The sequence below is a fragment of the Massilia sp. Root418 genome, assembly GCF_001425265.1.
Classification (GTDB): Bacteria; Pseudomonadota; Gammaproteobacteria; order Burkholderiales; family Burkholderiaceae_D; genus Rugamonas.
The window spans coordinates 775980-802907 of sequence record NZ_LMEC01000001.1 but is presented as its reverse complement, the minus strand read 5'-3'; the positions used below and the strand labels follow the sequence as shown (position 1 = coordinate 802907).

19 protein-coding genes are annotated in these 26928 nt (G+C 65.8%); 13 read left to right on the top strand and 6 right to left on the bottom strand.

What is annotated here, in order from left to right; all coding sequences use genetic code 11:
* Positions 1–44 precede the first annotated feature (44 nt).
* Positions 45–359, top strand: a complete 315-nt coding sequence (locus ASC94_RS03235) for a hypothetical protein (protein WP_056392082.1) — start codon at positions 45–47, stop codon at positions 357–359.
* Between the two features lie 394 nt (positions 360–753).
* On the opposite strand, the gene ASC94_RS03225 is transcribed toward ASC94_RS03235, so the two are convergent.
* Positions 754–3669: a TIM-barrel domain-containing protein gene (locus ASC94_RS03225; protein WP_056390627.1), complete on the bottom strand. Its 2916-nt coding sequence runs from the start codon at positions 3667–3669 to the stop codon at positions 754–756.
* 276 nt (positions 3670–3945) lie between these two features.
* On the opposite strand from ASC94_RS03225, the gene ASC94_RS03220 reads away from it, so the two are divergent.
* The 9 genes from ASC94_RS03220 to ASC94_RS03185 all read left to right on the top strand — a co-directional run bounded on the left by ASC94_RS03220 (position 3946) and on the right by ASC94_RS03185 (position 14121).
* On the top strand, positions 3946–5325 hold the full coding sequence (locus ASC94_RS03220) for a glycoside hydrolase family 27 protein (protein ID WP_056390625.1): 1380 nt from the start codon (positions 3946–3948) through the stop codon (positions 5323–5325).
* Positions 5326–5457: 132 nt separating this feature from the next.
* The gene (locus ASC94_RS03215; protein ID WP_200955529.1) at positions 5458–7236 is read left to right on the top strand and encodes an alpha-L-fucosidase; all 1779 of its coding nucleotides are present in this window, start codon (positions 5458–5460) and stop codon (positions 7234–7236) included.
* Positions 7237–7344: 108 nt separating this feature from the next.
* Positions 7345–9321 carry a sialate O-acetylesterase gene (locus ASC94_RS03210; RefSeq protein ID WP_056390618.1) on the top strand — a complete coding sequence of 659 codons (1977 nt, stop codon included), beginning with the start codon at positions 7345–7347 and terminating at the stop codon, positions 9319–9321.
* A gap of 171 nt (positions 9322–9492) precedes the next feature.
* Entirely contained in the window at positions 9493–10293 is an 801-nt protein-coding gene (locus tag ASC94_RS03205) for an SDR family oxidoreductase (RefSeq protein ID WP_056390612.1), read from the top strand.
* A 33-nt stretch (positions 10294–10326) separates the two neighbouring features.
* The gene (locus ASC94_RS03200; RefSeq protein ID WP_056392080.1) at positions 10327–11397 is read left to right on the top strand and encodes an alkene reductase; all 1071 of its coding nucleotides are present in this window, start codon (positions 10327–10329) and stop codon (positions 11395–11397) included.
* Positions 11394–12401: an NADP-dependent oxidoreductase gene (locus tag ASC94_RS03195; RefSeq protein ID WP_056390610.1), complete on the top strand. Its 1008-nt coding sequence runs from the start codon at positions 11394–11396 to the stop codon at positions 12399–12401. The genes ASC94_RS03200 and ASC94_RS03195 overlap by 4 nt, the downstream gene beginning before the upstream one ends.
* A gap of 177 nt (positions 12402–12578) precedes the next feature.
* Positions 12579–13496: an MBL fold metallo-hydrolase gene (locus ASC94_RS03190; protein WP_056390608.1), complete on the top strand. Its 918-nt coding sequence runs from the start codon at positions 12579–12581 to the stop codon at positions 13494–13496.
* Between the two features lie 139 nt (positions 13497–13635).
* Complete coding sequence (locus tag ASC94_RS31505) at positions 13636–13812, top strand: DUF3606 domain-containing protein (RefSeq protein ID WP_082616101.1); 177 nt, start codon at positions 13636–13638, stop codon at positions 13810–13812.
* A gap of 54 nt (positions 13813–13866) precedes the next feature.
* A complete protein-coding gene (locus ASC94_RS03185) occupies positions 13867–14121 on the top strand; it encodes a hypothetical protein (protein WP_056390605.1) in 255 nt (84 codons plus the stop codon).
* Between the two features lie 17 nt (positions 14122–14138).
* On the opposite strand, the gene ASC94_RS03180 is transcribed toward ASC94_RS03185, so the two are convergent.
* On the bottom strand, positions 14139–14501 hold the full coding sequence (locus tag ASC94_RS03180; RefSeq protein WP_056390600.1) for a cupin domain-containing protein: 363 nt from the start codon (positions 14499–14501) through the stop codon (positions 14139–14141).
* 120 nt (positions 14502–14621) lie between these two features.
* Between ASC94_RS03180 and ASC94_RS03175 the strand changes: the two genes are divergently transcribed.
* The 3 genes from ASC94_RS03175 to ASC94_RS03165 all read left to right on the top strand — a co-directional run bounded on the left by ASC94_RS03175 (position 14622) and on the right by ASC94_RS03165 (position 18191).
* On the top strand, positions 14622–17351 hold the full coding sequence (locus ASC94_RS03175) for an AAA domain-containing protein (protein WP_056390597.1): 2730 nt from the start codon (positions 14622–14624) through the stop codon (positions 17349–17351).
* 109 nt (positions 17352–17460) lie between these two features.
* Positions 17461–17727, top strand: coding sequence for a hypothetical protein (locus tag ASC94_RS03170; protein WP_056390594.1), 267 nt, complete (start codon positions 17461–17463; stop codon positions 17725–17727).
* A 35-nt stretch (positions 17728–17762) separates the two neighbouring features.
* A complete protein-coding gene (locus ASC94_RS03165; RefSeq protein ID WP_056390590.1) occupies positions 17763–18191 on the top strand; it encodes a hypothetical protein in 429 nt (142 codons plus the stop codon).
* An 86-nt stretch (positions 18192–18277) separates the two neighbouring features.
* Here the strand turns inward: ASC94_RS03165 and ASC94_RS03160 are convergent, their stop codons facing one another.
* Genes ASC94_RS03160 through pelA form a run of 4 tightly spaced genes read right to left on the bottom strand, consistent with a single transcriptional unit; the run spans position 18278 to position 26875 of the window.
* The gene (locus ASC94_RS03160; RefSeq protein ID WP_056390587.1) at positions 18278–21289 is read right to left on the bottom strand and encodes a TonB-dependent receptor; all 3012 of its coding nucleotides are present in this window, start codon (positions 21287–21289) and stop codon (positions 18278–18280) included.
* Between the two features lie 36 nt (positions 21290–21325).
* Positions 21326–22714, bottom strand: a complete 1389-nt coding sequence (locus ASC94_RS03155) for an oligogalacturonate lyase family protein (protein ID WP_082616099.1) — start codon at positions 22712–22714, stop codon at positions 21326–21328.
* Positions 22711–24138 carry a glycoside hydrolase family 105 protein gene (locus tag ASC94_RS03150; protein WP_082616097.1) on the bottom strand — a complete coding sequence of 476 codons (1428 nt, stop codon included), beginning with the start codon at positions 24136–24138 and terminating at the stop codon, positions 22711–22713. The genes ASC94_RS03155 and ASC94_RS03150 overlap by 4 nt, the downstream gene beginning before the upstream one ends.
* A 34-nt stretch (positions 24139–24172) precedes the next feature.
* Positions 24173–26875, bottom strand: coding sequence for a pectate lyase (gene pelA / locus ASC94_RS33070; protein ID WP_082616095.1), 2703 nt, complete (start codon positions 26873–26875; stop codon positions 24173–24175).
* Between the last annotated feature and the right edge of the window lie 53 nt (positions 26876–26928).

The following is a 26928-nucleotide window of genomic DNA, read 5'->3' as shown; positions in this document are numbered from 1 at the left end:
GATAGGGGTACACTGGCGCCATGTCATTGGTGGAGGACGTCACCATGAAAGAGATCGACCCCGGCCAGACGTTTGGCGGCCTGCCCCTCACCGAGGGACAGGATGCCGCCGTCCGGCATTACATCAAGCAACGCAAGCAGAATCGTGAACCCATCGATGCGAAAGAATTGACCGCGATGCTCAAGGATATGCTGGACCCGCCAACCGAAGCCGAGCAAGACGAGTTTTTCACCAGCGCGGTCGAGCACATCGTGGCCGCTGAGCGCGCCGCGGCCTCGGTGGACGACGCCATGAATCCCATCGAAGCGAGCGAGGAGCGCAATGCCTCCATGGAATTTGAGGTGATGAAGGGAAGCTAGGTCCGTCGGCGTACAGGGCCGGGGGCCGCGCCTGGCAGCGGATCGCTTGGCGGCCTGCAGACTGGCGGAAACATGCTAATCTTGATGATGACAACTGCATTTGGATGGGGCGGAGGAGGCTGTGGAACGACGCGATTTCGCCGTGCGCGAGCATAGAGTCGATACCAGGACTGCGGCCATAGTGCAGCATGCGCTGGCGCTGCAGGTTGTGGCAGGCTTTGACGAGGCCCAACGGTATCTTCGGCAACGGGCGGTTCCGGCAAGCGTGGTCGAGCGTGTGCTCACCTCCGGCGGACGCAGAGTGCAGCCGCACGCCGGATGAGCACGCCCGCCATTGGCCGGCCAGTGTTTGTTCAGCAAGACCGGCACGCGACGCGTGGACGCTGGCGGCCGATCACGGCTGGAACGTCACCGACACCGGTTTGCCCGTATAGGTGATCGACTTCGTCGCGCCTGCCGGTTCGATCGCCGTGGCGTTCGCGGGGCTGACCAGGACCACGTTCAATGTGCGCGTCTTGAGCAGGCCAGGATAAGCGCCTTTGCGGGCGCCGACGGAAAGGGATTTGGCGGCGTCGTTCCAGGTCAGTTCGTAGGTGGCGTAGCGGCCCTTTTCGTAGTCGTAGGTTTCGTTGTCATCTTCGTAGACGGTGAACTTGCCGTCGGCGCCGGGATAGACGCGGATCTCGTACGGCGCGTCGGGACGCTCGGTGGCGTATTGGACGACAGGCCCCATCGGCACGATGGCGCCGGCGCGCACGTACAGCGGGAACACGTCGAGCGGGACCTGCTTGCTCACCGTCTGGCTGCCGCTGAAGCGCTCATGGGTCCAGAAGTCGTACCAGTCCGTGCCGGCGGGCAGGTAGGTCTGCATGGTGGTGTCGGGCACGCCCGCAGCCTTCGCCGCGCTGGCGATCTGCGACGGCGTGCGCCAGGCCAGGCGCAGGTTGCGGTCCGACAGGCCCTGGTAGTATTCCAGCTTGACCGGCAGGCTCTGGCCCTGCTTCAGGGTGACCTTTGCGCCGGCATAGCGCCTGCCGCCTGTTTTCCAGTCCTCGACGGCCAGCTTGCCGTCGATGAACAGGCGATAGCCATCGTCGCCTTCCACCCCCAGCTCATATTCGCCGCTTTCAGGCGCCACGATGGACCCGGTCCAGCGCGCGGAGAAGTTCTCCAGGCTGGCCAGTCCGGCCGGAATGTCCGCCAGCGGCGGGCCTGGCCACTGGAAGTCGATGGTGGCGTCCACGGTCCGGCCCTTCGGCGTTTCAAAGCTGCGGCCGTCGAAGAACTGGCCGGCCAGCCCCGGCTTGCCGTCCGGCGTGCGCAGCGCCGTCGCCGGGATGGTGGTGGCGGGCGGCGGCGGCATGCGGTACATCTGCCGCGTTACCGGATGGACCAGGAAGGAGGGCCCGAACTGGAAAGCGTCGTCGATGTTGTGGACTTTGCGGTCGTCCGGGAAATCCATCGGCAGGGCGCGCATCATCGTGTAGCCGTCGTGGGTGACCTTCCAGCCCAGGCTGTAGATATAGGGCAGCAGCCGGTAGCGCAGGTGGACGGCGTCCCGCAGCGCTTTGTACATGTCGGGATCGGACTGCTTGAAGATGTAGGGTTCGCGCTCGACGTTGGTGCCGTGGATGCGCATGAGCGGATTGAAGGCGGCGTATTGCAGCCAGCGCGCATACAGCTCGCGGTAGGAGGCGTTCTTCTCGCCGCCGGGGAAATCGCTGACGAAGAAGCCGGCGGTATCCTGGGTCCAGTACGGGTTGCCGGTGATGGTGACGTTGACGCCGCCGTTGATCTGCTCCTGCAGGGTCTTCCAGCTGGCGCGCGTATCGCCGGACCACGAAGTGGCGGCCGTCCTTTGCGCGCCGGCCCAGGCCGAGCGCGTCAGGGTCAGGGCGCGCCGGTTGCTGGTGCCGCGTTGCCCTTCGTACGTGCCCAGGGTGGTCATCAGGGAGTAGGGGTTGAGGTAGCGGGTGAAGTCGCCCAGGGCATTGGTGCCGAGGCCTTTGATGTCGCGCTCGTTGTCTGCGGCGCTATGGGCCGCCGTGCCGACTTCCACTTCGGTGCCGTCCATCCACAGCGCGTCCACGCCGGCGTCAAGCAGGCCCTGTTTCACGTGCTTGAAGTAGATCTTGCGGCCTTCTGGGCTGAACGCGTCGTAGATGCGGGCTTTCTTCGAGATCCAGTGCAGCGGTTCGAAGCGCAGGCCCTGTTGATCGAGCTCCTTGGCCAGCGCCGTATCGTTGCCGATCGAAGGCCAGATGGACACCATGAGCTTCAAATGCATGTCGTGCAGGGCCTTGGTCATGCCTTTGGGATCGGGGAAGCGTTCGCTGTTCCAGGTCATGCCGCTCCAGCTGCCATCCTTATCGCTGCCCCAGTACTGCCAGTCCTGCACGATGTAGTCGAGCGGGAACTGCTCCTTGCGGAAGGTTTGTGCCACTTCCAGCAGGCGTGCCTGCGTCTCGTAGCGCTCCTTGCTCATGAACAGGCCGAAGGCCTGCTTCGGATACATCGGCGCCGCGCCGGTGAGGCCGCGGTAGGCAGCCACCACCTGGTCCAGCGTGTCGCCGGCCATGAAGTAGTAGTCCACGCCGCCCGGCGCGCTTTCCGCCCACAGGGAGGCGCCTTCGGCCGAGTCCTTGAAGCGCATCTTTGAATACGTGTCCCACAGGATGCCGTAGCGTTCCGAGGACATCATGACCGGGATGACGATACCGATATTGGTCTGCACCAGCTGCAGTTCCTTGTTGCGGCGATTCAGTTCGCCTTCGCCGACGAAGCCGAAGCCGTAGATGCCTTCATCGGGCTTGAGCGTGAATGTGTTCTGCGCTTCGTAAGTCGGCGCGCCGGCCACCTCGATCTTTTTCAGGGTCTGCGGCACCGCCTGGTTTTCGCGCGTGTAGACCTTGCCTTTCGCATCCTTGAAGGTGATGGCGCCGGTCGATTTGTCGATGACGATGTGCAGCGCTTTGCTTTCCAGCGTCAGGTTGTCGGCGCTGTCGCGCGTCCTGAAAGCGATGGCGGCGGGCTTGCCCGTCACAACGATGCTGGGATGGCGCCAGTAGTTTTCGGCGAGCGCCGTATTCACGCGGACCGTGGTGGGACCGTAGAAGATCACGTTCTTGGTCATCCCGGCCACCCGGACCTGCACGCCGTGCTCGATCGGCGAGTAGGAAAACGGAGTGGCCGGGGCCGCGAGCTGCACCAGGTGGCCGTTGGGGTCGAGGCCTGCAGGCGGTTTCGCGTTGGCGACTGCCGCGAAGACGGCCAGCAGCGCGAAGGCTGGTAGCGCGGTGTGATTTCCCATTTATCTCCCCAGTGAGGTAGCAATGTTTTTGTATGAATTGGGCTGCTGATGCGAGCTGTGCGCTAGGCTGAACCGGAACTTAGCAGGATATCCCTTTCCCCGCCAATTCCAAATTTTCCATTATCGATATCGAAAACAGCATCGCAGCGTGGGACGGGCATTGAGCGTTTTTGTCGCCGGCTTGGTGAAATTCGCAATCGATCGGGATCGCCGGCCGCGCTATCCTGTCCGGCACCGGAATACCCCCCTTGAATCCTGATCACCAATAGACACTTCATGATAAACCTGCCTCGCCGTCAACTCCTCGCCGCCGCAGCGGCTGCCGCCGCCTTGCCCGTCGCGGCGCGCGGCGCAACGTCCGCCGCAACGTCCGCGGCAACGTCAAAATCCGCCGGCAAGCGGCCGCTGGCGCCCACGCCGCCGATGGGCTGGAACAGCTGGAACTCCTTCGCCACCACCATCACCGAGGCGCAGGTGCTTGAGAATGCGCGCATCATGGCGCACAAGCTGCTGCCGTCGGGCTACGACATATTCACGGTCGACATCCAGTGGTATGAGCCCAATGCGACCGGCTACGAGTACCGCAAGGACGCCGAATTGACGATGGACGAATACGGCCGCCTGATGCCGGCGCCGAACCGGTTTCCGTCCGCCGGCACGGGCGGGGGATTCAAGGCCCTGGCCGGCCAGATCCACCGCATGGGAATGAAATTCGGCATCCACGTCATGCGCGGCATACCGCGCCAGGCGGTGCGGATGAACACGGCCATCCTGGGCACCGGCCTGCGCGCCCGGGATATTGCCGACACCAGCTCCACCTGCGACTGGAATGGGGACATGTACGGCATCGACATGACCAAGCCCGGCGCGCAGGAATACTACAATTCGATTTTCAAGCTGTACGCGTCCTGGGGCGTCGACTTCGTCAAGATGGACGACATGTCGCGCCCGTATGACAAGAACTGGCGCCAGATCGAAGCGGCGCACAAAGCCATCCTGGCATCGGGCCGCGCCATGACGCTCAGCCTCTCGCCCGGCGAGACCGATCTGAAATGGGCCAGCCACGTGCCGCACTACGCGCAGCTGTGGCGCATCTCGGACGACTTTTGGGACGAATGGAAACTGCTGAAGGAGCAGTTCCAGCGCCTCGAAAACTGGAACCCCTACATGGCGGAAAACGCCTGGCCGGACGCCGACATGCTGCCCCTGGGCCGCCTGGCGATGGGCGAGCGGGACACCAAGTTCACGCCGGACGAGCAGCAGACGCTGATGACCTTATGGAGCATCGCGCGCTCGCCGCTCATCATGGGTGGCGACCTGCGCAAGCTGGACGCCGCCACGCTCGCCTTGCTGACCAATCCGGAAGTCATCGCTGTCAACCAGAAGAGCCGGCAGAATCATCCGCACCGCGCCGATCCGGGCACGCGCATCTGGAGCGCCCGTGCGGACGGCGTCCAGCCCGTCCACTACCTGGCGCTGTTTAACACGGAGGATGCGCCGGCCGAGATTGCGTTCGACCTGTCGCGCCTGAATCTGGGAGACAAGACGGTGGCGCTGCGCGACCTGTGGCTGCGCCGGGATCTCGCGCCGGTGCGCGGCGTTGTGCGGCAGGCGCTGGCGCCGCATGCGTCGGTGCTGTTGCGCGTGGCGGCGTGACCGTGCGCCCGCGCGGCCAGCGCCATGCTCGGCTGGTCCGTCCGCGAGGTTCGATTGTTCTGAATATTTACAGAACAATTGGTTGGCGACGTGGTACCATATAAATCACGTACAACCCCAATGCGGACCAGCATGACAAGAACAATTTCCACTTCAATGGCGGGCATGGCGGCGGTGCTGGGAGCGCTCGCCTTGTATGGCGCGTTCGCGGCCGGCGCCTGCGCGCAAGCCTTGCCAACGGCCGTCCCTCCCATCCCGCCGAAAATGCCGGCCGACAGCGTGCCGATGGGAGACGCGGACGCGGCGCCCGAAGTCAAGCTCGACCTGCCGGTCACGCCCGGTCCGTTCCAGCCTACCTGGCAGTCGATCGAACAGCATTATCCGGGCACGCCGTCCTGGCTGCGCGACGCCAAGTTCGGCATCTGGGTGCATTTCGGTCCCCAGGCGGCGGGAATGAGCGGGGACTGGTACGCGCGCAGGATGTACGCCCCCGGCACGCCCGCGTACAACAACCACCTGAAGCAGTATGGGCATCCCTCGGTGGCCGGCTACAAGGAAGTGCTGCGGGACTGGAATCCGGCCAAGCTGGATCCGGCTAAACTGACTGCGCTCTACAAGGATGCCGGGGCGCGTTTCCTGATCGTCCAGGGCGTCCATCACGACAATTTCGACTTGTGGAATTCGCGTTACCACCCCTGGAACTCGACCCGCATGGGCGCCCGGCGCGACCTGGTCGGCGAATGGTCGAAGGCGGCCAGGGCGGCCGGCATGCGCTACGGCGTCGCTTTTCACCATGAATACTCCTGGTGGTGGTGGCAGACCGCGTTCGGCAGCGACAAGGAAGGCCCGCTGGCGGGCGTGCCCTACGACGGCAACCTGACCGTGGCGGACGGCAAGGGCAAGTGGTGGGAAGGCCTGGACCCGCGCCTGCTGTACAACGCCGACCTGCGCGAATACAAGGGCGTGGACGCGGCGGCTCATTCAAACTGGAGCCCGCCGCCGGCCGGCCTGTTCAGCCGCCACGGCGACTATGCCACGTGGTACGCCACCCAATGGGCGCGCCGCATCATGGACGTGGTGGAACACTACGATCCGGATTTCATCTATACCGACGGCACCGGGGCGCAGCCTTTCAGCGGCAGCCACACGGGCACCGGCTTCAAGGCGGACGCCACCCAGCGCGTGATTGCGGACTTCTACAACCAGACGCTGAAACGGCGGGGCAAGGTCGACACCTTCAGCATCATCAAGTTCAGGCCCACGACCAACGGCACCGTCAACACGGAAGAAGGGACCATCCCGGCCGGCATCAAGTCCGACCAGGCGTGGATTGCCGAAACCCCGGTGGGCGACTGGTACTACGGGCCCAACTTCAGCTACGACCCGGGCGCCGTGATCCGCTACGTCCTTGAACAGGTGGCGCGCGACGGCAACGCCGCCATTTGCATTTCGCCCCTGCCGGACGGTTCCCTCGACGAAGGCAGCACCCGCATGCTCAAGGAGATCGGCGCCTGGATGCGGATCAACGGGCAGGGCATCTACGGCAGCAAGGCCTGGCGCGTGCTGGGTGAAGGGGAGAGCGACGCCAATGGCAAGCTGCGCACGCTGCCCGGCGGTTCGATCGGCAAGCGGCAGGCGGAATTCCAGTTCGGCCCCAAGGACTTCCGCTTCACGGTCGGCAAGGACGGGACGCTGTACGCGTTCAGCCTGGCGGTCCCTGCGCCCGGCAGCGAAATCCGTATCCGTTCGCTCGGCGCTGCCGCCAATTTGCTGGGCAAAGCCGTCAGCGCGGTGTCGCTGCTCGGGCACCAGGGGGCAGCCTTGCGCTGGCGCCAGGATGCGGACGCGCTCGTCATTACCGCTCCGGCGGCAATGCCCTTCGCCACCGCCGTGGCCTTCAACATCCAGTAATCGGCGGCAAAGCATGGGGCGTGCCTTTGTTACCGGGAGGGGGCTATCCTTGAGATGGAAATACGGCCACACTTCATCTTGCGAAAAACTCTGCCCATCCGGTCCAACATGACAAATCATTCCCGCAGCCGCCTTGCCTCCGCCTCCGCCTTCGTGCTTGCCCTGCTGCAGTCCGCGCCTGTCCTGGCGCAGACGGCGGCGCCCGAGTTTGCCGCCATATTCAGCGACCACGCCGTGCTGCAGCGCGGCGAACCCCTGGCAGTGTGGGGCAGGGCGGGTCCCGGCCAGCGCGTGACGGTGAGCCTCGGTGGCGCGAGCGCCGAGGCCAGCGCGGACCCGGACGGCCGCTGGCGTGCCAGCCTGCCCGCCATGCCCGCCGGCGGACCGCATACCCTGTCCGTTACCGGCGGCGGGAGCGGCGCCGGCGGCAGCACGCTCAAGGACATCATGATCGGCGACGTCTACCTGTGCGGCGGCCAGTCCAACATGGCTTTCCCGGCGCGGCTCTCCACCGGCGCGTGGTCGGACTTTCCGGCCAATCCCGATCTGCGCTTTGTCAATATACACATGGTCAGCGAACCCGGCCCGCAGCCAGACCTGAAGCGGCCCCTGGAATGGAAAGCGGTGTCGGCCAGGACCGCCGGCGACGCCTCTGCGGCCTGCTACTACATGGCGCGTACGCTGCAGCAGCGCCAGAAGGTGCCGGTCGGCTTTATCGGCTCCACCTGGGGCGGCACCACCATACAAAGCTGGATCGGCGCGGCCTCGCTGAAAACGCTCCCTGCCTACGCCAGGGGAATCGGGGCGCTGGCCGACATGGCAGCCAATCCCGCCAAGGCAATGGCCGACGAAGCGCGCCGCCACCAGCAATGGTGGGACGAGCACGACCCGCAGGCCAAGGCGCAGCGCGCGTGGAGCTCGCCGGCGTTCGACGATACGGCATGGCCCAGCATCGTGCCGAAGGGATCGTGGAAGGACGCAGGCATCGCCGCCCTGGCGGACTTCGACGGCGCGGCCTGGTTCCGCACTACCGTCACGCTGGACGCGGCGCAGGCGCAAGCGGCCAACGCGATCCAGCTCGGCCCCATCGACACGTACGACAGCACCTGGGTCAACGGCGTGCGCGTCGGCGGCGGCAGTACCGCCTGGGTGTGGCGCGACTATGCCGTGCCCAAGGGCGTGTTCAAGGCGGGGCGCAACGTCATCGCAGTGCATGTGCTCAGCGGCGGATCGGGCGGCGGCTTGAGCGGCCAGCCGGAGCAGCGCGGCATCAAGACCGCCGGCGGGCAGCTGATTGCGTTGTCCGGGCCTTGGAAATATCAAGTGGGTATGCGCGCCAGGGGCCTGTCGATTCCGCCCTCGCCGTGGGACGTTCCCACCAGTCTTTCGACCCTCCACAACGCGATGATCGCCCCCCTGGCTGGCTACAAGTTCAAGCTGGCGGCGTGGTATCAGGGCGAGTCCAACACCGGCGCGCCGGCGGAGTACGAAACGCTGCTGCCGCTGCTGATGGCCGACTGGCGCAAGACCTTGGCCCAGCCTGAGCTGCCCTTCCTTGTGGTCCAGCTGTCCGCGTTCGGCGCGGTGGCCACCAAGCCCGGGCCGTCGAACTGGGCCGAGCTTCGGGAAGCCCAGGCCCGGAGCGTGCGCAATGACAGTCATGCGGGACTGGTGGTATCCATCGACGTGGGCGACCGTACCGACATTCATCCAGCCCAGAAAGCGGTGATCGGTGAGCGGTTGGCACGCGCGGCGCGCGCAGTGGCATACGGCGAAGCGATCGCGCCCGGCGGCCCGGAAGCGGCCGCAGTAACGCGGGCAGGGGAGGACCTGGTGGTCAGCTTCAGGAACACCGGCGGCGGCTTGCGCACTTACAGCGCAGGCCACGCCATCGGCTTCGAGGCGTGCGCAGGCAGCGCATGCCGGTTCGCGCTGGCGGTGGCGCAGGGCGACGCCGTCACGCTGAAAGGCGCCAATTTGCCCGGCACCACGCATGTGCGTTATGCCTGGGCGGACTCGCCTTATGTGAACTTGTACAGCGCCGACGACCTGCCGGCGGCACCGTTCGAGATGGCGATCAAGTAGGCATTCCAGCCATTTTTTTGCGCCGGCGTGCACGTTGCAAAAATTCAGTATATGATGAGCGTCATGTTCTGAATCGCGGCCCGGACTGGAAACCGCGATTCTTTTTAGTCTGCGAATATGATGATCGTCATATTGCATCGTGGCAGCGCAACTCTCAATGAAAAGGAATCAATGATGTCTACTTCTTCCCGCAAAATCGCAGTGGTGACCGGTGCCTCGTCGGGCATTGGCGCCGTGTACGCCGACCGCCTGGCCAAGCGCGGCTACGACCTGGTGCTGGTGGCGCGCCGCGCGGATCGGTTGCAGGCGCTGGCCGCCGGCATCACCTCGGCGCACGGCGTGCGGGTCGAAACGCTGGCCGCAGACCTGGAAACCGACGCCGGGCTGGCCAGCGTCGAGCATGTCCTGGCCAACAACCCGGCCGTTGCCGTGCTGGTGAACAACGCGGGCCTGGCGCGCCTGGCACCGGTCGCCGTCAGTCCTGTGCAGGACTCGCTGTCCCAGATCGCGCTCAACATCACCGCGCTCACGCGCCTGACGCATGCGGCGCTGCCCGCCATGAAGGCGCGCAACGAAGGCTTGATCATCAATATCGCGTCCGTGCTGGGCCTGCATACGCTGCCTTTCAGCGCCGTGTACAGCGGCAGCAAGGCCTACGTTGTGGCCTTCAGCCGCGGCCTGCAGCAAGAGCTGGCCGAGAGCGGCGTGAAGGTGCAGCTGGTGCTGCCCGCGGCCACCGCCACCGAGGTATGGGACAAGTCCGGCGTGCCGCTGTCCGCGCTCGATCCGGCCACCGTGATGCCGACCGATGCGATGGTGGATGCGGCCCTGGTGGCGCTGGACCAGGGCGAGCAGCTCACCATGCCGTCCGTGGCCGACGCGGACGCCATTGTGCGCTACGAAGCGCTGCGCCAGGAACTGTTTGGCATGTCCCAGACCGGCAAAGTAGCGCCGCGTCTGCTGGCAGTCTGATTTCCGCCACCCGGATTCTGAAAGATGCCCGCCATGCTATTTGAACCGTTCTCCCTGCGCGCCGTCAGGCTCGCGAACCGCGCGGTGATGTCGCCGCTGACGCGCAGCCGCGCCGTCGAGAGCAACACCCCCAACAGCCTGATGGCCACGTACTACGGCCAGCGCGCCACTGCGGGCCTGATCATCACAGAAGGCACGTCGCCGTCTCCCAACGGCCTCGGTTACGCCCGAATTCCCGGCCTGTTCAACCAGAACCACGTGGCACGCTGGAAGGCCGTCACGGAGGCCGTGCACGCCAAGGGCGGCAAGATCGTGGTGCAGCTGATGCATACGGGCCGCGTAAGCCACCAGGCCAACCTGCCGGCCGGCGCGGAAGTGCTGGGCCCCACGTCCGTGGCGTGTCCGGGCGAGATGTGGACCGACAGCCAGGGCAGCCAGCCGCACACGCCGCCGCGCGCCATGACCGGGGCCGATATCGCGGCAGCCATCGACGAGTATGCGGTCGCCGCGCGCCTGGCCATCCAGGCCGGCTTCGACGGCGTGGAACTGCACGCCGCGAACGGCTACCTGCTGGAGCAGTTCCTGAACGCCAACGTCAACACGCGTACCGACGCCTACGGCGGCACGCCGGAAGCGCGCAACCGCCTCACGCTGGAAGTGGCGCGCGCCGTGGCGCAGGAAATCGGCGCCGGGCGCGCCGGCATCCGGCTGTCGCCCTATGGCGTGTTCAACGCCACCGGCGGCTTCGCGGAAACGGACCAGCAATACATCGCGCTGGTGAAGGAGCTCTCGGCGCTTGGCCTCATGTACGTGCACGTGCTGGACCACTCGCCGCTGGGCGCGCCGCCGGTGCCGGCCCAATTGAAAGCGGACCTGCGCGCGGCCTTCAGCGGCCCCTTCATCCTGGCAGGCGGCTACAACAAGGACAGCGCGCAGCAGGCGCTGGACGCGGGCCGGGCCGACCTGATCGCGATGGGCCGGCCATTCCTGGCCAACCCGGACCTGGTGGCGCGCATGCGCCGCGACCAGCCGCTGAATGCGCCCGATCCGGGCACGTTCTATACGCCCGGCGAGCAAGGCTACACGGACTATCCCGCCCTATGAAAGCGCTAGTCCTGAACAGCTACGGCGGCGCCGATGCCATGGCCATCACCGATGTGGCCCGGCCCATCATCAAGCCCGATGAAATCCTGGTGCGGGTGCATGCCGCCGGCCTCAACCCGGTCGACAACATGATCGCCAAGGGCATGTTCAAGCCCATCATCAAACTGAGCCTGCCTGCCACCATGGGCAGCGACCTGGCCGGCGTAGTGGTGGAAACGGGCAGCCGCGTGACCCGCTTCAAGACGGGCGACGCGGTGTTCGCCAGCGTGTTCGACATGGCGGCCGGCTCGCTGGCCGAATTCGTCGCGGTGCCCGAGCAGGCGGCCGCGTTCAAGCCGGCCAACCTGGACTTCGTGCAGGCCGCCTCTGTGCCCATGGTCGGGCTAACGTCCTGGCAGGCGCTGACCGAACGCATGCAGCTCAAGCCCGGACAGAAGGTGTTCGTGCCTGCCGGTTCGGGCGGCATCGGCACCTTCGCCATCCAGCTGGCCAAGCAGCTTGGCGCGAAGGTGGGCACCACCACCAGCACCGCCAACGTGGAACTGGTGCGCAGCCTGGGGGCGGACGAAATCATCGACTACAAGAAGGAAGACTTCGCGCAGGCGCTGCGTGGCTACGACGCCGTGCTGGCAACCGTCAAGGGCGACGGGCTGGAGAAGTCCCTGGGCATCGTCAACCCCGGCAGCGCGGTGGTGTCGCTGGTTGGCCCGCCAGACGCCGCCTTCGCCCGCGCGCGCGGCATGAACTGGCTGATGCGTTTCGTCTTCGGCCTGTTGAGCCGCAAGATCATCGGCCTGGCGGACAAGCGCGGCGCCAGCTATTCCTTCATGTTCGTGCGCCCGGACGGCAGCCAGCTTGCAAGGATCGGCGAGCTGCTGGAAAGCGGGCGCATCAGGCCGGTGGTCGACAGGGTGTTCCCCTTCAGCCAGGCCAGGGAAGGCCTGGTCTACCTGGAGCAGGGCAGGGCCAGGGGCAAGGTGGTTGTGCAGATGGTCGAGGCATAACCGCCGCCCGCCCCAGCCCGTGCTGCGGCCGTTGGTGCATATCGCGCACCACAGTGATCCCCTCGGCGTGCCTACCGCGCCGCGCCCTGCCTGTCTACGATGAAGACCTGCCACTTGCTGCCAGTCGCCCGACTGGCCCGGCCCGCGCGTGCGGGCCTTTTTAATGGAGGTTTCATCATGTTTGCTGTAGATAACACCACGCACCCGGCCGGCCAGCAGCCGGAGGAACTGGTTCCGTCCCGTTACGCCCTGCAGGTCGGCGAGATCGACGTGCTGGTGGTCAGCGACGGCGTGCTGCCGCTGCCCACCGCGACCATGGCCACCAACGTGGCCCCGGCCGACCTGTCGGCCTGGCTGGACCGCATGTACATGCCGCAGGAGGCGTTCGACTGGCCGCTGAACGTGATGGTGGTGCGCAGCGGCGAGCAGCTCATCCTGGTGGACGCGGGCTTGGGCGGCCAGTACGCCGGCTTCCCCCGCGCCGGGCTATTCCCGCAGCGCCTGAAGGCAGCCGGCATCGACCTGGCCTCCGTGACCGACATCATCATCACCCACATGCACATGGACCACGTGGGCGGGCTGCTGGTGGACGACGTCAAGCAGCGCCTGAATCCGGACGTGCGCATCCACGTGGCCGGCGCCGAAGTGGAGTTCTGGGGCACGCCCGACTTCACCCAGACCGCCATGCCCGCGCCGGTGCCCAACGTGCTGCGCGTCACCGCCGCGCGCTTCATGGAAGAGTACCGCGACTGCCTGCGCATATTCAAGGACCGCCACGAGGTTGCACCCGGGGTGGTGGTTCGCCTCACCGGCGGCCACACGCCTGGCCATAGCGTGGTCGACCTGGCCTCGGGAGGCGAGCGCCTGACCTTCGCCGGCGACGCCATGTTCCCGGTCGCCTTCGACCATCCGGACTGGCACAACGGCTTCGAACACGATCCCGCGAAGGCGGAAAGCGTGCGCATCGGGCTGTTCCGCGAGCTGGCCGAGACCGGCGGCCTGCTGGTGGCCAGTCACCTGCCGTTCCCTTCGGTCGGCCACGTGGCGATCGAAGGCAAGGCCTTCCGCTGGGTGCCGGTGATCTGGGATTTCTAAGCCCCTCGGCATCCGGACCCAGCCAGGCCGCCTGCGGGCGGCCTGCCGCATTGCACGAATTTCTCACGGCTAATGTGCGTATGCCTGCGCGCAGGTATCGCTATAGTGACCAGTAAGTTATGCAATCAGGGGGACGATTATGTCTGACAGCTTGAAAGACCGCGGCCCGCAGGACCGCACCCGCATCAATGTGCAGGAGGACTGGGAAGTGGCTTACTGGACCAGGGAGCTGGGCGTGGACAAGGCGCGCCTGCAGCAGGCGGTGCAAGCCGTGGGCCCCGCGGTGAGCGCCGTGAAAAAATACCTGGGCATCTGAGGCGCCGGCCGCCCGGCGCGCCTCGGGCGGGAAACGTTGCAGGAGGAAATCGTCATGCTCGACCTGAATCCATCTTTTACCTATGACGACGTCACGCGCAGCCTGAACGAGCACATTGAATTCACGGCCAGCCTGGTCCGCGACTACCGTACCCAGGGCAAGCCCGGGGAGGCGCGCTTGCTGGCGAATTCGCTCAGCGGTGCGTTCGCGCTGTGGGAGCGCATCACACGCGGGCAGCAGCGGAAAGACGATGCGCTGCGCCTGGAACAGGCCATCGGGCGCCTCCAGGCGGAGGCGACGCCCGGGTAACCCCCAGCAAGGCGCGGTCAAGCCTTGCGTTCAACGATCACGTAGTGCTTCCTGATGGGCTCGACCACCTCGAACACGCCCCGGAAGCCGGCCGGTATCACCAGCGCCGAGCCGGGGCCTGCCTCGACGGCATGGCCGCTCTCGTCGACCAGGCGGCAGCGGCCCTCGGTGACGAAAAAGAACTCGTCCTTGCCCTCGGCGAAGGCGATGCGCCAGCTGCCCACTTCGCACGCCCATATTCCCGCCGCCATCTCGCCGCTTGCGCTGGTGAAATGGTTCCAGGTGGTGCGCGTCGGGTTGCCGTCCAGGCGGCGCTCTTCGCGCGGATGATCGTATTCGGGCAGCGGCGCCTGGGCGCTGAAATCGGTAATGGCTGGCATGTCGGGAACGAGGGACGGTGGAAAGACTGCGATTGTACTGCCGCCTTGCGCGGGCATTGCATCCGCCTGTGAGAAAGTGCGCATTTTCGGCGTGGGCGCGGATGCTAACATGCGCGGCATATGGCTTCGATCTATGTAAACGGGCAGGACAAGACCAGGCAAATCAGCGACTGGAAAATCTGGTGGTGCACCAAACGGGAAGAGTTGCGGCTCACTTGCTATTTCCCGTCCGGTAAATCCTTTCATAGCCCGCTCGGCGACTGCCGGGTTGAACCGACCGACGTTGTGGAGGGAGCGCTGCTGTCCAGGCGGGGCAGCGCCGTGTTCAGCGCGGTCGACAGGGCGGTGATCTACGGCAAAAAGCACGCGGTCATTCATTACCGTGGCAGTTCCAAGGCCTACGTCATGAACGCCGCCGATCTGGTGTTCAGCCCCGAGACGGATATCAAGCAGGGAGCGGTCTTCAGCTATTTCCGCGACGTCGCCCAGGCGCGCCTGGCCAGCGCGGCCGAGCAGGACAAACCGATGCATGAAAACGTGCTGGCGCAGCTGGGCAAGCTGCCGGCACTCGCGCATACCGCGCTGCACGCCTATTGCACCGGCGCGCAGCGGGCGCGGCAGCCTGCGCACGACTGCATTTATCCGTTTGGCGTCAACCAGAGCCAGCTGAAGGCGGTGGAGCAAGCCTTCAGCGCACAGGTCAGCGTGATCGAGGGGCCTCCCGGCACCGGCAAGACGCAAACGATCTTGAACATCATCGCCAATATCGTTTTGCGCGGAAACACTGTCGCCATCCTGTCCAACAACAATCCTGCGGTGGAGAACGTCTACGAAAAGCTGGCGAAGGCGGGACTGGACCATATGGTGGCCAGGCTGGGCAGCAAACAGAACCGGACCGGCTTCTTCGATGCGCTGCCTGTTGGGCCCGCGGAGGGGCCCGCGGAGGCGCCAGCGCCGGCGCCCTCCATGGATGAGGTGCAGGCTGGCTTGCGGCAGTTGAAGCTGCTGCTGCATGCCCAGGAGACGGAGGCGCGGCTGCAGGCCGAGATCGATGAACTCGGCATCGAGCAGCGCTATCTGCGCCAGTGGCAGCGTGACAATGTGGCGGTGGAACCGGTTCCGGTGGAAAAATACGGACTGTCGCCGCGACAAGCAACGGACTTGATGGCCTATCTGTCCCGTCTGGCGGGAAATCGTATCCGCCTCAAGGACCGGATCGAGCTGTTGTTCAGGTTCGGCATCGTGCGGATGAAGCCCTTCGGCGATGGTGAAAGGCGCAAGGCGATGACCTACGCCTTGCAGCTTCATTTCTATGAAAAGGCGCTGCAGGAGAAACAGCTGGCCCTGGCGTCTTGCCGGCAGGCGCTGGAGCAGGGCAGCTTCAAGGCGTTGCAGGAGGCGCTGACCGCCGGGTCGATGGCGCGCCTGAAGCAGCATCTGCATTCGCATGCAGGCCCGGACCAGGCGTTTACAGAGCAGACGTATCAAGGCGATTTCGACGCCTTCGTCAAGCGCTTCCCGGTCATCGGCAGCAGTACGCACTCCATCGTCAACTCCATCGCGCCCGGCGCCATCCTGGACTATGTCATCATCGACGAGGCGTCGCAGCAGGATCTGGTCCCGGGCATACTCGCGCTGGGCTGCGCCAGGAACCTGATCGTGGTCGGCGACAGGAAACAGCTGCCGCACATTCCCGCCAAGCTGGGCATCGCCGCCCCCGCTGAATGCTACGACTGCGACAAATACAGCCTGCTCGACTCCTGCCTGCGCGCCTTCCGCGAGCCGGTGCCGGCCACGCTGCTGAAGGAGCACTACCGCTGCCATCCAAGGATCATCCAGTTCTGCAACCAGCAGTTTTACGGCAATCAGCTGCTGCCCATGACGCGCGACAGTGGCGAACAGCCCTTGAAACTTGTCGTCACCGCCAAGGGAAACCACACCCGCCGGAACGCCAACCTGCGCGAGCTCGATTCGCTGCTCGAAACGCTCAAATGGGACGGCGAGTCGGACTGGGATCAGGACGTCGACAAGAGCAGTGACAGGGGCTTCATCGCTCCCTACAATGCGCAGGTCGCGCTGTCCCGGACCCATTTGCCGGCGGATTTCGTCAAGGAGACCGTACACAAGTTCCAGGGCCGGGAATGCAGGGAGATCGTGTTTTCCACGGTGCTGGACAAATCGCGCGGCAGCCAGCGCAGCCTGGCCTTTGTGGACGATCCGCACCTGGTCAACGTGGCGGTATCGCGGGCGAAGGACAAGTTCACCCTGGTGACGGGGGACGAGGTGTTTGCCGCCAACAATGGCCACATTGCCGCGCTGGTGCGCCACATCGAGTACTACGCGGAGGACAGCCAGATTCACCGCGCCCCTGTCGTGTCGGCGTTCGACCTGCTCTACAAGGAGTACGACCAATCGCTGGAACGGCTGAACGCGAGGCTGAATCCAGGCGATTCGCAGTTCAAGTCCGAGCAGATCGTGGCCCGGATACTGCGCGACGCCTTGGCCGGCGGGGCGCACGGGGCAATGCACTTCCACACCCAGGTCGCGCTGATCCAGCTGGTATCGCCGGCCAGCGTGGCGTTGACGGCGCGCGAGATTGAATTCATGGACAACCGCGCCAGCTGCGATTTTGTCCTTTACCTCACGGTGGGGAAGACGCCGGTGGGCGTGATCGAGGTGGACGGCGGAACGCACAGCGTGACAAGGCAGGCGGAACGGGATGCGCTGAAAGACGGCATCCTGCAAAAGTGCGGGATCCCCTTGCTTCGGCTGCGAACCGTCGAGAGCCGCATCGAAGAGCGGGTAGGGGACTTCCTGGCGCAATGGGCAGGCGCCGAGGCGAGGTTGTAGGGCCACACCTTGTCTTGCACATTGTTCAGAAAGATTGGAAGATGGCATCGTACCGGGACGCAGGCCCCGGTATCGGAAATCTTATCAGAACAATACCGGAGCACGACGCGTGAACAAGAACAAAGAACAGCTGCTGGCAATCATGGCCGACAACAGCATCTCCTACGTCATCGAGGGGAAAGAGGCCTACATCAAACTGGCCAATCAGCAGTACAACACCATCCAGACCACGGTGGTGGAAGGCGTGGAGGAGCTCGACATCGAGGGCGACAAGAAACGCACCCTGTGGTGGGTGGACCTCAACATGTGCGGCCACCAGCAGGTGGTTGAGCGTGCCGAGCAGGGAGCCGAAATACGCGCCGCGGGCCGCACCTGAACAACGGCATCCTCCAGCAGCTGACGGCCGAGCCCATGGCCAAGCCCGATGTGACCATGCTGTGGAACCCCCGCAGTTCCGTGAACCACAAGCAGATTGACGATGGCAAGCAGTCGGCCAAGCTGCAGTCGATGACGGTGATGGGCGGCCGCGTGCTGTCCCTGGAAACGAATATGACGGTGGGCGGCGCCAGCGGCGGGATCCAGAAGCTGGCCACTGCCATCTACGCGGAATTCGCCGGTTCCTACGAGCTGACGCAAGCCGACCCGCGCCACATCGGCACCCACCGCGACCAGACGCTCCCTCCGCAGCACAAGCACATCGTCAAGCGCGGCGGCGGCGAATGGAGCGAAGATGATGTCGATACCGTGTACGCGCTGGCGATGAGCCTGGGCCTGACGGCGTGGGACCCGGTGTTCGGCGCGAAGAACAAGAAAGTGCGTGACCTGTCCAGGAAGGCGTAAAAAAAGACGCGGGCAATGGCCCGCGTCCAAGAACGCCGGGACAGGCCCGGCGCGGAGGGAAGGATAGCTGCGGCTGACGGCGCGCGTCAGAACTTGTAGTTCGCTCCCAGCACGTAGGAACGGCCCGATTTACCGTACAGCAGCGTGTCGTCGCGCTCGGTGTCCTTGCCGTAGCGCAGCGGCTCGTCGGTCAGGTTCTGCGCCTCGAACGACACGCGCAGCTGCGGCGTGACGTTGTACGACATCGACAGCCCCACCTTGGTGGACGGATCGGCGAAGGAATGGTCGCTGCCGTTGGCGTTGCGCAGCACGTCGCGGATGAAGCTGGAGCGGTGCGTGGCCGACACGCGCGCGCTGAACTTCTTGTCCTCGTAGTACACCGTCAGGTTGTAGGCGTTCGGCGACAGACCGATGAAGTTGGCTTCCTCGGTCAGCTGCTCGTTGGCCGGCGTGCGCGGATTGTCCACCCGGGTGATGTAGGTGATCTTCGATTTGACCTTGGTGTAGTTGGCCAGCGCGCCGAAATTGCTCCAGGCGCCGGGCAGGAAGGTGAACGGCACCTGCCAGTTCACTTCCAGGCCGTCCAGCGGGCCGCCCTTGGTGTTGACCATCTGGCTCACGCTGACCTGCGTATTGGGCTGGATCTGGCAGGCCGGCTGGCCGCCGGTGATGGAGCAGCCCGTGGCCGTGAGGTAGGAATTGGACAGGCCGGTCTCCGCATACGTCATCAGCTCATTGGTGCGCTGGATGAAGGTCTTGATGTTCTTGTGGAAGGCGCCCACCGAAATCATCGCATTCTTCGCGTAGTACCACTCGGCCTGCAGGTCGAAGGTGTTGGCGCGGATCGGATCGAGGGAGGGGTTGCCGATCGAGACCGACTGGCCGGTGAGGTTGATCGAGGCTGAAGGCGCCAGGTCTACATATTCGGCGCGCGACAGGGTCTTGCCGGCCGAGAAGCGCACCAGCAGGTCTTTCGGCAGCGTGGCCGTGATGTTAAAGGCCGGCAGCCAGTCGCGGTAGCTGTGCTCCACCACGCGCGGCACCAGCTGGCCGGCGGGGTCCTTGATCAGCTGCATGGCGGTGGTGGAGGTGTCGGCGGCGCGCACGCCCAGGTTGCCGCGCAGCGGCAGGCCCCAGGCGTTGACCTTGAAGTCGCCCGACAGGTAGAGCGCATCGATTTTCTCGTCCACCTGGCGCTTCACCTGGTTGGCCAGCACATATTCGGACAGCGGCACGGCCGAGCAGTGGCACTCGGTGTTGTAGACGGACTGGAACTTGTCCATGTCCACCGCCGCCCACGACGAGGGCACGCCGCTTCCCAGGCCGCTGCCGAAGCCGGAGAGCTGGCGCGTGAGGCTGGCCAGCGACACGCCGGCCGGCAGGCCCTGGGTCGGAATGCCGCCGGAGGCGACTTCGTAGTTGAACCAGCTGTTCCGGCGCGCGGACAGGCCGGTGCGGATGGTGAGGTTGTCGGTCAGCTCGTAGCTGGCGTTGAGGGAGTTGGTCTTGAGCCGGTTGGAGGTGCGCAGGTAGCGGCCGACGAAGTTGCCGTGCACCGTGCCGTTCGCTTCCTGCGGGCCGAAGGAGAAGTTGTTCGGGTTCGTGATGTCCATGCCGAAGCCCAGGGCCGGCACGCCGCCTTTGGAGAAGTCCCAGGTGAAGCCGTTCACGTTGGGGGCATCGATCTGCACCGTGGCGCGGTGCGGGTTGCTCAGGCGGGAGTCGGACACGCCCAGCATCAGGTCCACGGTGAGCTTGTCCGTCACGTCGCGCTTGGCCGACAGCACGCCCTGCTTGAACAGCGTGGTGTATTCGTCCACCAGGCCTTCGCTGCGGATGTCCACGCCGTTGAATTTGCCGTAGGTCCAGCTGCCCTTGTCGTCGAATTTCGCATCCACGATGGAGGTCTGGCCCTTGCCGTTTTCCGTCATGTCGCGGCCGAAGGAGATGGCCTGGATATAGTTGTCGTAGCGCTTGTTGCTATAGCGGCCGCCCATCAGGTCCAGATTCAGTTCGGTGGCGCGGTCCGGGCGCCATTGCAAGGTGCCGGTCAGGCCGGTGCGGTCGTATTCGGTCTGCGAGCGGCGGTAGCGCGGAATGCGTGGGTGGAAGGCGCCCGAGCTGCCGGGCGGGCTGGCCACGGTGCCGCCGAAATCGTCCTTGCGGTTCATGATGTCGTTGTACACGGCCAGGTTGCCCGAGCGCGGCACGCCGACGCCGCAGTTCTGCGCATCGATGCCCTTGGCCGGGTTGCTGAGCGGGTATTGCGCGGCCGCGCCGATGGGCGAGCAGAAGCCGCCGTTGACGGAGCCTGCCACGATGTCCACCGCTTCGTAGCCTTCCTCGATGGCGCTGCGCTTGGCGTAGGCCAGGGCCACCAGGGCGCCCACCTTGCCGATAGGGGTCTCCCAGCGGTTCGAGTACAGGGCGGTGAGGCGGGGCTGGGTCTTCTTCGAGACGGTGTTGTACAGGCCCTGGCCGCCGATGCTGGCGGTTTCGACCTTGAAGTCGAAGGGGCGCGCGGTGCGCAGGTCCACGGTGGCGCCCAGCGAACCTTCTTCCACGCCCGCTTCGGAGGTCTTGCGCACGGCCAGGCTGTTGAACAGCTCCGCCGCGAAGACGCTGAAGTCGAAGGCGCGGCCGCGGTTGGTGCTGCCGTTGATGTCGGACGCGCCGGTGGCGGTGGTGCCCTCGATGCCGTTGATGCGCACGCGCGTGAAGCCGGCGTTCAGGCCGCGCACGGTGATCTGCTTGCCTTCGCCGCCGTCGCCCTGGGCCACGGACACGCCGGGCACGCGCTGCATGGATTCGGCCAGGTTGGCGTCCGGGAATTTGGAGATGTCCTCGGCCTTGATCACGTCGATGATGCCGTCCGAGTTCTTCTTGATGTTGAGCGCATTGTTCAGGCTTTCGCGGAAGCCTGTGACGACCACGGTGTTTTCCGCAGCGGCGGGTGCGGCGCCTGTGTTCTCGCGCTGGGTTTGGGCCTGTGTTTGTGCTTGCACTTGCACCGCTCCCACCAGGGCGACCACGCCCAGCGCGATGTGGCGCAGGCGGGTGTGGGGAATGGCGGTCCTCGGGTATATTGCTTGGTCCATCTTGTCTCCTCTTGTTTAAACTTTTTTACTTGCGATTCAGACGCCGGCTTCCACGGCATAGACGTGGTTCGCGCCATGCATGTTCGACGCGAACACCAGCCATTTGCCGTCCGGCGTGAAGCGCAGGTTGGGCTCCAGGCGGTAGTCGTGCGCGGACATATCGACCAGCCGCGTCGATGTGAATTTTTCGGTGGTGATGAGCTTTTCGTCGTAGGACGCCAGGTCGGCGTCGGCGATGGTGTCCGCCCGCAGCAGCGAGATCCACTTGCCGTCCGGCGCGTGGGCTACCATGTCGGCGTCGCCGCCGTCGCTGGCGAAGGTCCGGTTGTCCGGGGCGATGTTGAAGTGCACGCCCCAGTCGTTCTGCTCCACGCGTTTCCACACGCGCTTGCCGGTGGCCAGCTCCAGGCCCGCTACCCAGAACACCTGGCCGCGCGGGGTTTGCAGGTCGTACCACAGCCATTTGCCGTCGTGGCTGAAGAATTCGTGACCCCAGATTTCCATGTTCATGGTGCGGGTGTGGGCGCTGCGCAGGCCGGAGCCGTCGGCCTTGATCAGCTTGATGCGGTCCACGCGGTGCCACGGGCCTTCCATGCAGAAGCGGATCAGCTGCGGATCGGTGGGCGAAAACTGCGCGTGGCCAATCCAGTCTTCGGTCTTGTACAGCACCGTGCGCGCGCCGGTCCTGATGTCGATGGTGAACAGCTCGGCCGGCACGCGCGCTGCCCAGCGTTCCAGCATGCGCACGCCCTTGGCCTTGGCGAAGTTGAGCGGCTTGCCGTCCGGGCCGAGGGCGGCGTATTCGGCCTGGCCGAATTGCTGCACGCTGGCGGCGTCCTTGGGCTGGAGCGGCTTGGCCCCGTAGGAGACGGTGCCGAGCAGCAGGGTGTCGTCGGCATTGGCGCCGTTGATGCCGCCGGCTTGGATGCGCGCCAGCTTGCGCACCTTCTTCGTGTCCACGTGGATCGCGTAGATGGTCTTGGGGCGCTGGGCGGCTTCGCCTTCGCCAGGCTCGGTGACCGAATAGACGGCTTCGCGCGTGGTGCGCAGCATGAACAGGAGCTCGTTCTCCTTGCCCTTGATGAGCAGCGAGGACTGCCAGTCCTTCAGGCGCACGGCGGCGATGCCGGAGGGGGACTTGATGACCATCACGTCGCCTTCGGGCGTGTAGGCGTGGCGGTAGAAGTACAGCACGCCGGATGCGTCTTCCTCGGATACGCGGATGATGCGGCGGCCGGTTTTCGGGTCGGTCCAGGATTTGGGGATGGGGGCATGGGGCGGCAGCGGCTGCGGCTGCGGCTGCGCTGCCTGGGCGGGCTGCGCAGCGTGGGCTGCCTGCGCGCCGGCGCGCGGCGTCAGCATCGGCAGCAGCGAGGCGGCGCCGAGGACGCCCTTCAATACGGTACGGCGGCTTGCCTGAGTCATTGGGACTTCCTTGAATTTGTATGCAGCGTGGCCGGGTCGTAGGAGAGGGCGCGGGTGGCGCGCATTTCCTGTTCGCGGCGGGCCTTTTCCGCTTCGCCCACCACGGTTTTAGGCGCGACGGGCTGCGGCGTGGTGGCGAGGATGGTGGCCTCGTCGTCGCGCGGGAGCGCGGGTTCGGGCAGGGCTTGCGCGGGTCCGTGCAGGCCGATCACCTCCAGCCCGGCCAGCAGATAGGCACCGGTGGCGTAAGGCCCGACGTCGTCCGCGGCGGTCGGCACGGGACGGTCGCCGGTCTTTTGCGCGGCGCCGATCAAGCCATTGGGCAGCACGTGGCGGTTGAGGGCGGCCCAGCCTTTTGTGACGGCCGGCTGGTACACCTGGCGGTCCAGCAGGCCGTGGTTGATGCCCCAGGCCAGTGCGTAGACGAAGAAGGCCGAACCGGAGGTTTCCGCTTCCGGAAAACCCTGCGGGTCGTTCAGGTCGCTGCGCCACAGGCCGTCCGCCTGCTGCAGTTCCGCGACGCGGCTGGCCATTTTTTTGAAGATGCCGGTGTAGAAATCCCGTCCCGCGAAATCGGCGGGCATGGCTTCCAGCGTGCGCGCCAGGCCGCCCATCACCCAGCCGTTGCCGCGCGCCCAGTAGATGGCCTTGCCGGCCGCGCCCCTGTGGTCCGCATCCTTGAAGCGCTCATCGCGCAGGAACAGGCGGTCCTGTTCCACCCACAGCCGCGCGGCGGTGCGGCGCCATTCCTTGTCCATGGCTTGCACGTATCCGGGATCGCCCGTCAGCGCGGACTGGCGCGCCAGCACGGGCGGCGCCATGAACAGGGCGTCGCACCACCACCAGATCAGGGCGGGGGTTTCACGCGGGCGGTTGAGGTGGGGCAGCATGAAGTCGAGCCGCTGCTGCAGCGGCATGATCACACCTTGCTGGCCACGGCGGGCGTACAGCTCCTGGTACAGGTCGCCGATGGCCAGTTCGTCGGCGTTGAGCAGCAGGCGGTCGGCGCGCGCGCCGCGCATGGCGTAGTTGTAGTGCTCTGCGGTGGCGGTGAGAAAGCGCAGCGTGTTGCGGTTGCCGGACACGCGCGCCAGGCGCGCCGCGCCAACGTAGAAGGTGGCGGCCACCCAGTTGGAAGAGATCTCGGCCAGGTTGGAGCCGGTGGAGAGCTGGATCGGATGCCGGCTCATGTCGGCGATCTGCGAGGCGGCCACGTAGTCGAGCACCGGCAGCACGGCCGCGCGGGCGGGCAGCTGGTCGGGCGCGAAACGGAGGTCCGGCCGTGGCGGCGGCGTAAGCCAGCCCGCTTCGATGCCGGCCACGGGATCGGCGGCGCGGCTGGCCAGGGGCGAGGCCAGCAGGCCGACGATGGCGGCCGCCAGTGCGCTTTTTCTCAAGGCGGAGGGAGTGTGGCGCGAGGTCATGGTTGTCTATGCTGAGTGTGTGAGGAAAGCGGGATCAGGGCAGGCCGGCGATGGACTGGGCGTTTTCCATGGTGGCGGCGGCGCCGTTGCTGGCGGCGATGCGGCTGCGCGTGAACTGCACGTTGCGCGCATGGCGGATCGCACCCACGGCTTCGGCTTCCAGGTCCACGTCCTCGATGCGGATATCGTTGAGCGGCGCGTCCGGGTAGCCTTCCAACTCCAGCGCCGTCTTCAAGCCCCTGGCGGTGACGCGGCTGATGCGGATGTCGCGCACCTGCGGCAGGCCTTTGTCGCGCGGCACCTGGGCCGTCAGGGTTTTCCAGTAGTCCGGAGCGTTCTTTACGTTGTCGGGGATTTTCGCGTAGCTGTAGGCCGGGAACCAGTTCAGGTTGATGCGGATGCCGGTCTCGGCCTGCTGCACGTCGATGTCGCGGATGTCGATGCTGGAGGCGCCGCCGCCGCGCGTGGCGGCGGATTTGAACAGGATGCCGTAGCGCACCGGACCCACCACCTTCAGGCCGTGCACGCGCACGTTGCGGATGCCGCCCGAGGTTTCGGAGCCGAAGGTCACGCCCGCGTAGGCTGCGCGCACGGTGGAGTTGCGGATGACGACGTTCTCGGTGGGGCGGTTCACGCGCAGGCCGTCCGCGTCGCGCCCCGCCTTCAGGCACAAGGCGTCGTCGTTGGCGTCGATGTCGGCGTTCTCCACCAGGACCGTGTGCGAGGAGTCGATGTCCACGCCGTCGGTCGAAGGGCCTTTGCCGTCCACGTTGTTGCGCACCGTGATGCCGGACACTTTCACGTCGTGCGAGTACACCACCTGCACGGTCCAGAAGCCGGAGCGCATCAGTTGCAGGGGCGCGCCCTGCGGGCCGTTGCCAAGCTCGATGCGGCTGGAATTGTAGATCTGGATCAGGCGAGGACGCTGGGCATCGTAGTCCGCGGCCCAGCGCAGGCCGCGCGCTTCGTAGTCGTGCCGGATGGACTGGAAGCGGTCCCAGAACACCTTGCCGTTGCCGTCTATGGCGCCTTGGCCGAAGATCCGGATGTCGCTCTGCTCGTAGACGTTGAGCAGCGCAGAGGGCCAGGACAGCTCGATGCCGGCTATGCGCGTGGGCATGACGGGATAGGCTTTGATGTCCTGCGCGCCTGCCAGCGTGACGCCTTTGTCCAGGCGCAGCGCCATGCCGGACTTCAGGAACAGTGAGCCGGTGAGGTAGGTGCCGGGCTTGAGCACCAGCGTGGCCTTGCGCGCGGCCGTGGCGTCGATGGCTTTTTGCAGCGCGGCCGTGTCGTTGGTCGCGCCGTCGCCCCTGGCGCCGAAATCTTCCGCATGGACGATGACGCTGCCCACGGCGTGCGGCGCAGCGATGGCGATGTCCGCAAGGGCAGAGGCGGTGCCGCCGGTGGCTCCGGTGGCGACGGTGGCTACGGTTGCTGTGGCGCCTGCCTTGCTGACCATCCCGGCGTACGTGTCGATGGCCTTTTGCGGCGCCGAGTTGTACCAGGAGTAGCCGTTGCGGCGGCCCTTGGAGATGTTGTTGACATCATCCTGGATCGATTTGTCCCAGTCGCCGAAGATGGGCTTGGCGGTCTGGATGTCGTAGTTGCGCGACCAGATCGGGCCTGCGCCCGGCTTGTCGACCAGCTTGCGGCCTTCCTCGTCGCTCACCTTGGTGAAGGCCTTGCCGTAGATGGCGTGCGCCTTCAGCCAGCCGATGCCAGCCTCGATGGCGGCCTTGATCTCCGGCGATGGGTTCGGCTGTCGCATCAGGAACAGCAGCACTTCGCTGCTCTCCGCGCTGGCCAGCGAGCGCATCTCATAGTTGCGCGCCGAGATGGGCTGCAGGGTGATGGCGTCCACCTGCTGCGGCCAGATGGTCTTCTTGCCGTCCACAACCACCTGCGCGTCCAGAATAGGCTTGATGGCGCGGGCGCTGGCGGCGCCGGCCTGGCGGCGCAGCTCCGCCGGTACGAAGGCAAAGTCCGCGTGGCCCTCGGCGATGTCTTCCAGGATCATGGCCGCTTCGGCCACCGCGTTGTCGTTGAAGGTAATGCCGTCATGGAAGCCGCCTTCCAGCGGATAGTTCTGCGGCCAGCCGCCGTTGGGATACTGCGCCATCAGCAGGTAGTTGATGGCCTTGGCGATGCTGGCGCGGTAGATATCGCCGTCCTTGCCGGGCAGTTGCGCCTGTACGCGGCCCAGGAAGCGCATCTCCGTGGTGGTGGCGCCGTTGTCCAGGGTGCCCACGAAGGTCCAGAAGCGGTCGCGCGGGGCGTCGAAGCTGCCGGTGTTGAGCTGCATGGTTTCGGCGTCGTTGGCATAGCGCTGCCCACGCAGGCGCGGCGGCTTGGTGCGGTCCTGGTTCTTGCTCCAGCCGCCGGACGGGGTCTGGAAGCTGACGATGGTGGCGGCGATGGCGCGCGCTTCGGCCGAGCCGTACCAGGCGGCGTCCTTATTCAGCGGCATCTTGCCGCTGCCCGCCACCGGGGGCGGTGGCGCGGTCTCGCCGGGCTGGAGCTCGGCGGCCAGGGTATCGCGGTCCAGCCGCTCCTGCTTCTGCGAGCGGGCGATGTAGTCGGCCCAGGCCGCGCGCTGCGCGGCGGGCAGCTCGCCCAGCCGCGCAGCGCTCACTTCGGGGGCCGGTGTGTTGGCGCCGATGACCGCGCTGAAGGCCGGCGCGGCGAACGCCATGCAGATGGCGGTCATGACGGCCGTGCTGCTGCTCAATCTCATACTGTCTCCCTCGTCTTGTTTTGCCGGGCGCGTGCTGCCCCGTTACTATTAAG

Bases quoted from the DNA above. Each gene is read 5' to 3' on its own strand.
- ASC94_RS03210 (WP_056390618.1), top strand. From the start codon at position 7,345: ATGACAAATCATTCCCGCAGCCGCCTTGCCTCCGCCTCCGCCTTCGTG.
- ASC94_RS03160 (WP_056390587.1), bottom strand. From the start codon at position 21,289: ATGGACCAAGCAATATACCCGAGGACCGCCATTCCCCACACCCGCCTG.
- ASC94_RS03215 (WP_200955529.1), top strand. From the start codon at position 5,458: ATGACAAGAACAATTTCCACTTCAATGGCGGGCATGGCGGCGGTGCTG.
- ASC94_RS03220 (WP_056390625.1), top strand. From the start codon at position 3,946: ATGATAAACCTGCCTCGCCGTCAACTCCTCGCCGCCGCAGCGGCTGCC.
- ASC94_RS03165 (WP_056390590.1), top strand. From the start codon at position 17,763: ATGGCCAAGCCCGATGTGACCATGCTGTGGAACCCCCGCAGTTCCGTG.
- ASC94_RS03180 (WP_056390600.1), bottom strand. From the start codon at position 14,501: ATGCCAGCCATTACCGATTTCAGCGCCCAGGCGCCGCTGCCCGAATAC.
- ASC94_RS03235 (WP_056392082.1), top strand. From the start codon at position 45: ATGAAAGAGATCGACCCCGGCCAGACGTTTGGCGGCCTGCCCCTCACC.
- pelA (WP_082616095.1), bottom strand. From the start codon at position 26,875: ATGAGATTGAGCAGCAGCACGGCCGTCATGACCGCCATCTGCATGGCG.
- ASC94_RS03185 (WP_056390605.1), top strand. From the start codon at position 13,867: ATGCTCGACCTGAATCCATCTTTTACCTATGACGACGTCACGCGCAGC.
- ASC94_RS03190 (WP_056390608.1), top strand. From the start codon at position 12,579: ATGTTTGCTGTAGATAACACCACGCACCCGGCCGGCCAGCAGCCGGAG.
- ASC94_RS03225 (WP_056390627.1), bottom strand. From the start codon at position 3,669: ATGGGAAATCACACCGCGCTACCAGCCTTCGCGCTGCTGGCCGTCTTC.
- ASC94_RS03195 (WP_056390610.1), top strand. From the start codon at position 11,394: ATGAAAGCGCTAGTCCTGAACAGCTACGGCGGCGCCGATGCCATGGCC.
- ASC94_RS31505 (WP_082616101.1), top strand. From the start codon at position 13,636: ATGTCTGACAGCTTGAAAGACCGCGGCCCGCAGGACCGCACCCGCATC.
- ASC94_RS03200 (WP_056392080.1), top strand. From the start codon at position 10,327: ATGCTATTTGAACCGTTCTCCCTGCGCGCCGTCAGGCTCGCGAACCGC.
- ASC94_RS03175 (WP_056390597.1), top strand. From the start codon at position 14,622: ATGGCTTCGATCTATGTAAACGGGCAGGACAAGACCAGGCAAATCAGC.
- ASC94_RS03205 (WP_056390612.1), top strand. From the start codon at position 9,493: ATGATGTCTACTTCTTCCCGCAAAATCGCAGTGGTGACCGGTGCCTCG.
- ASC94_RS03155 (WP_082616099.1), bottom strand. From the start codon at position 22,714: ATGACTCAGGCAAGCCGCCGTACCGTATTGAAGGGCGTCCTCGGCGCC.
- ASC94_RS03150 (WP_082616097.1), bottom strand. From the start codon at position 24,138: ATGACCTCGCGCCACACTCCCTCCGCCTTGAGAAAAAGCGCACTGGCG.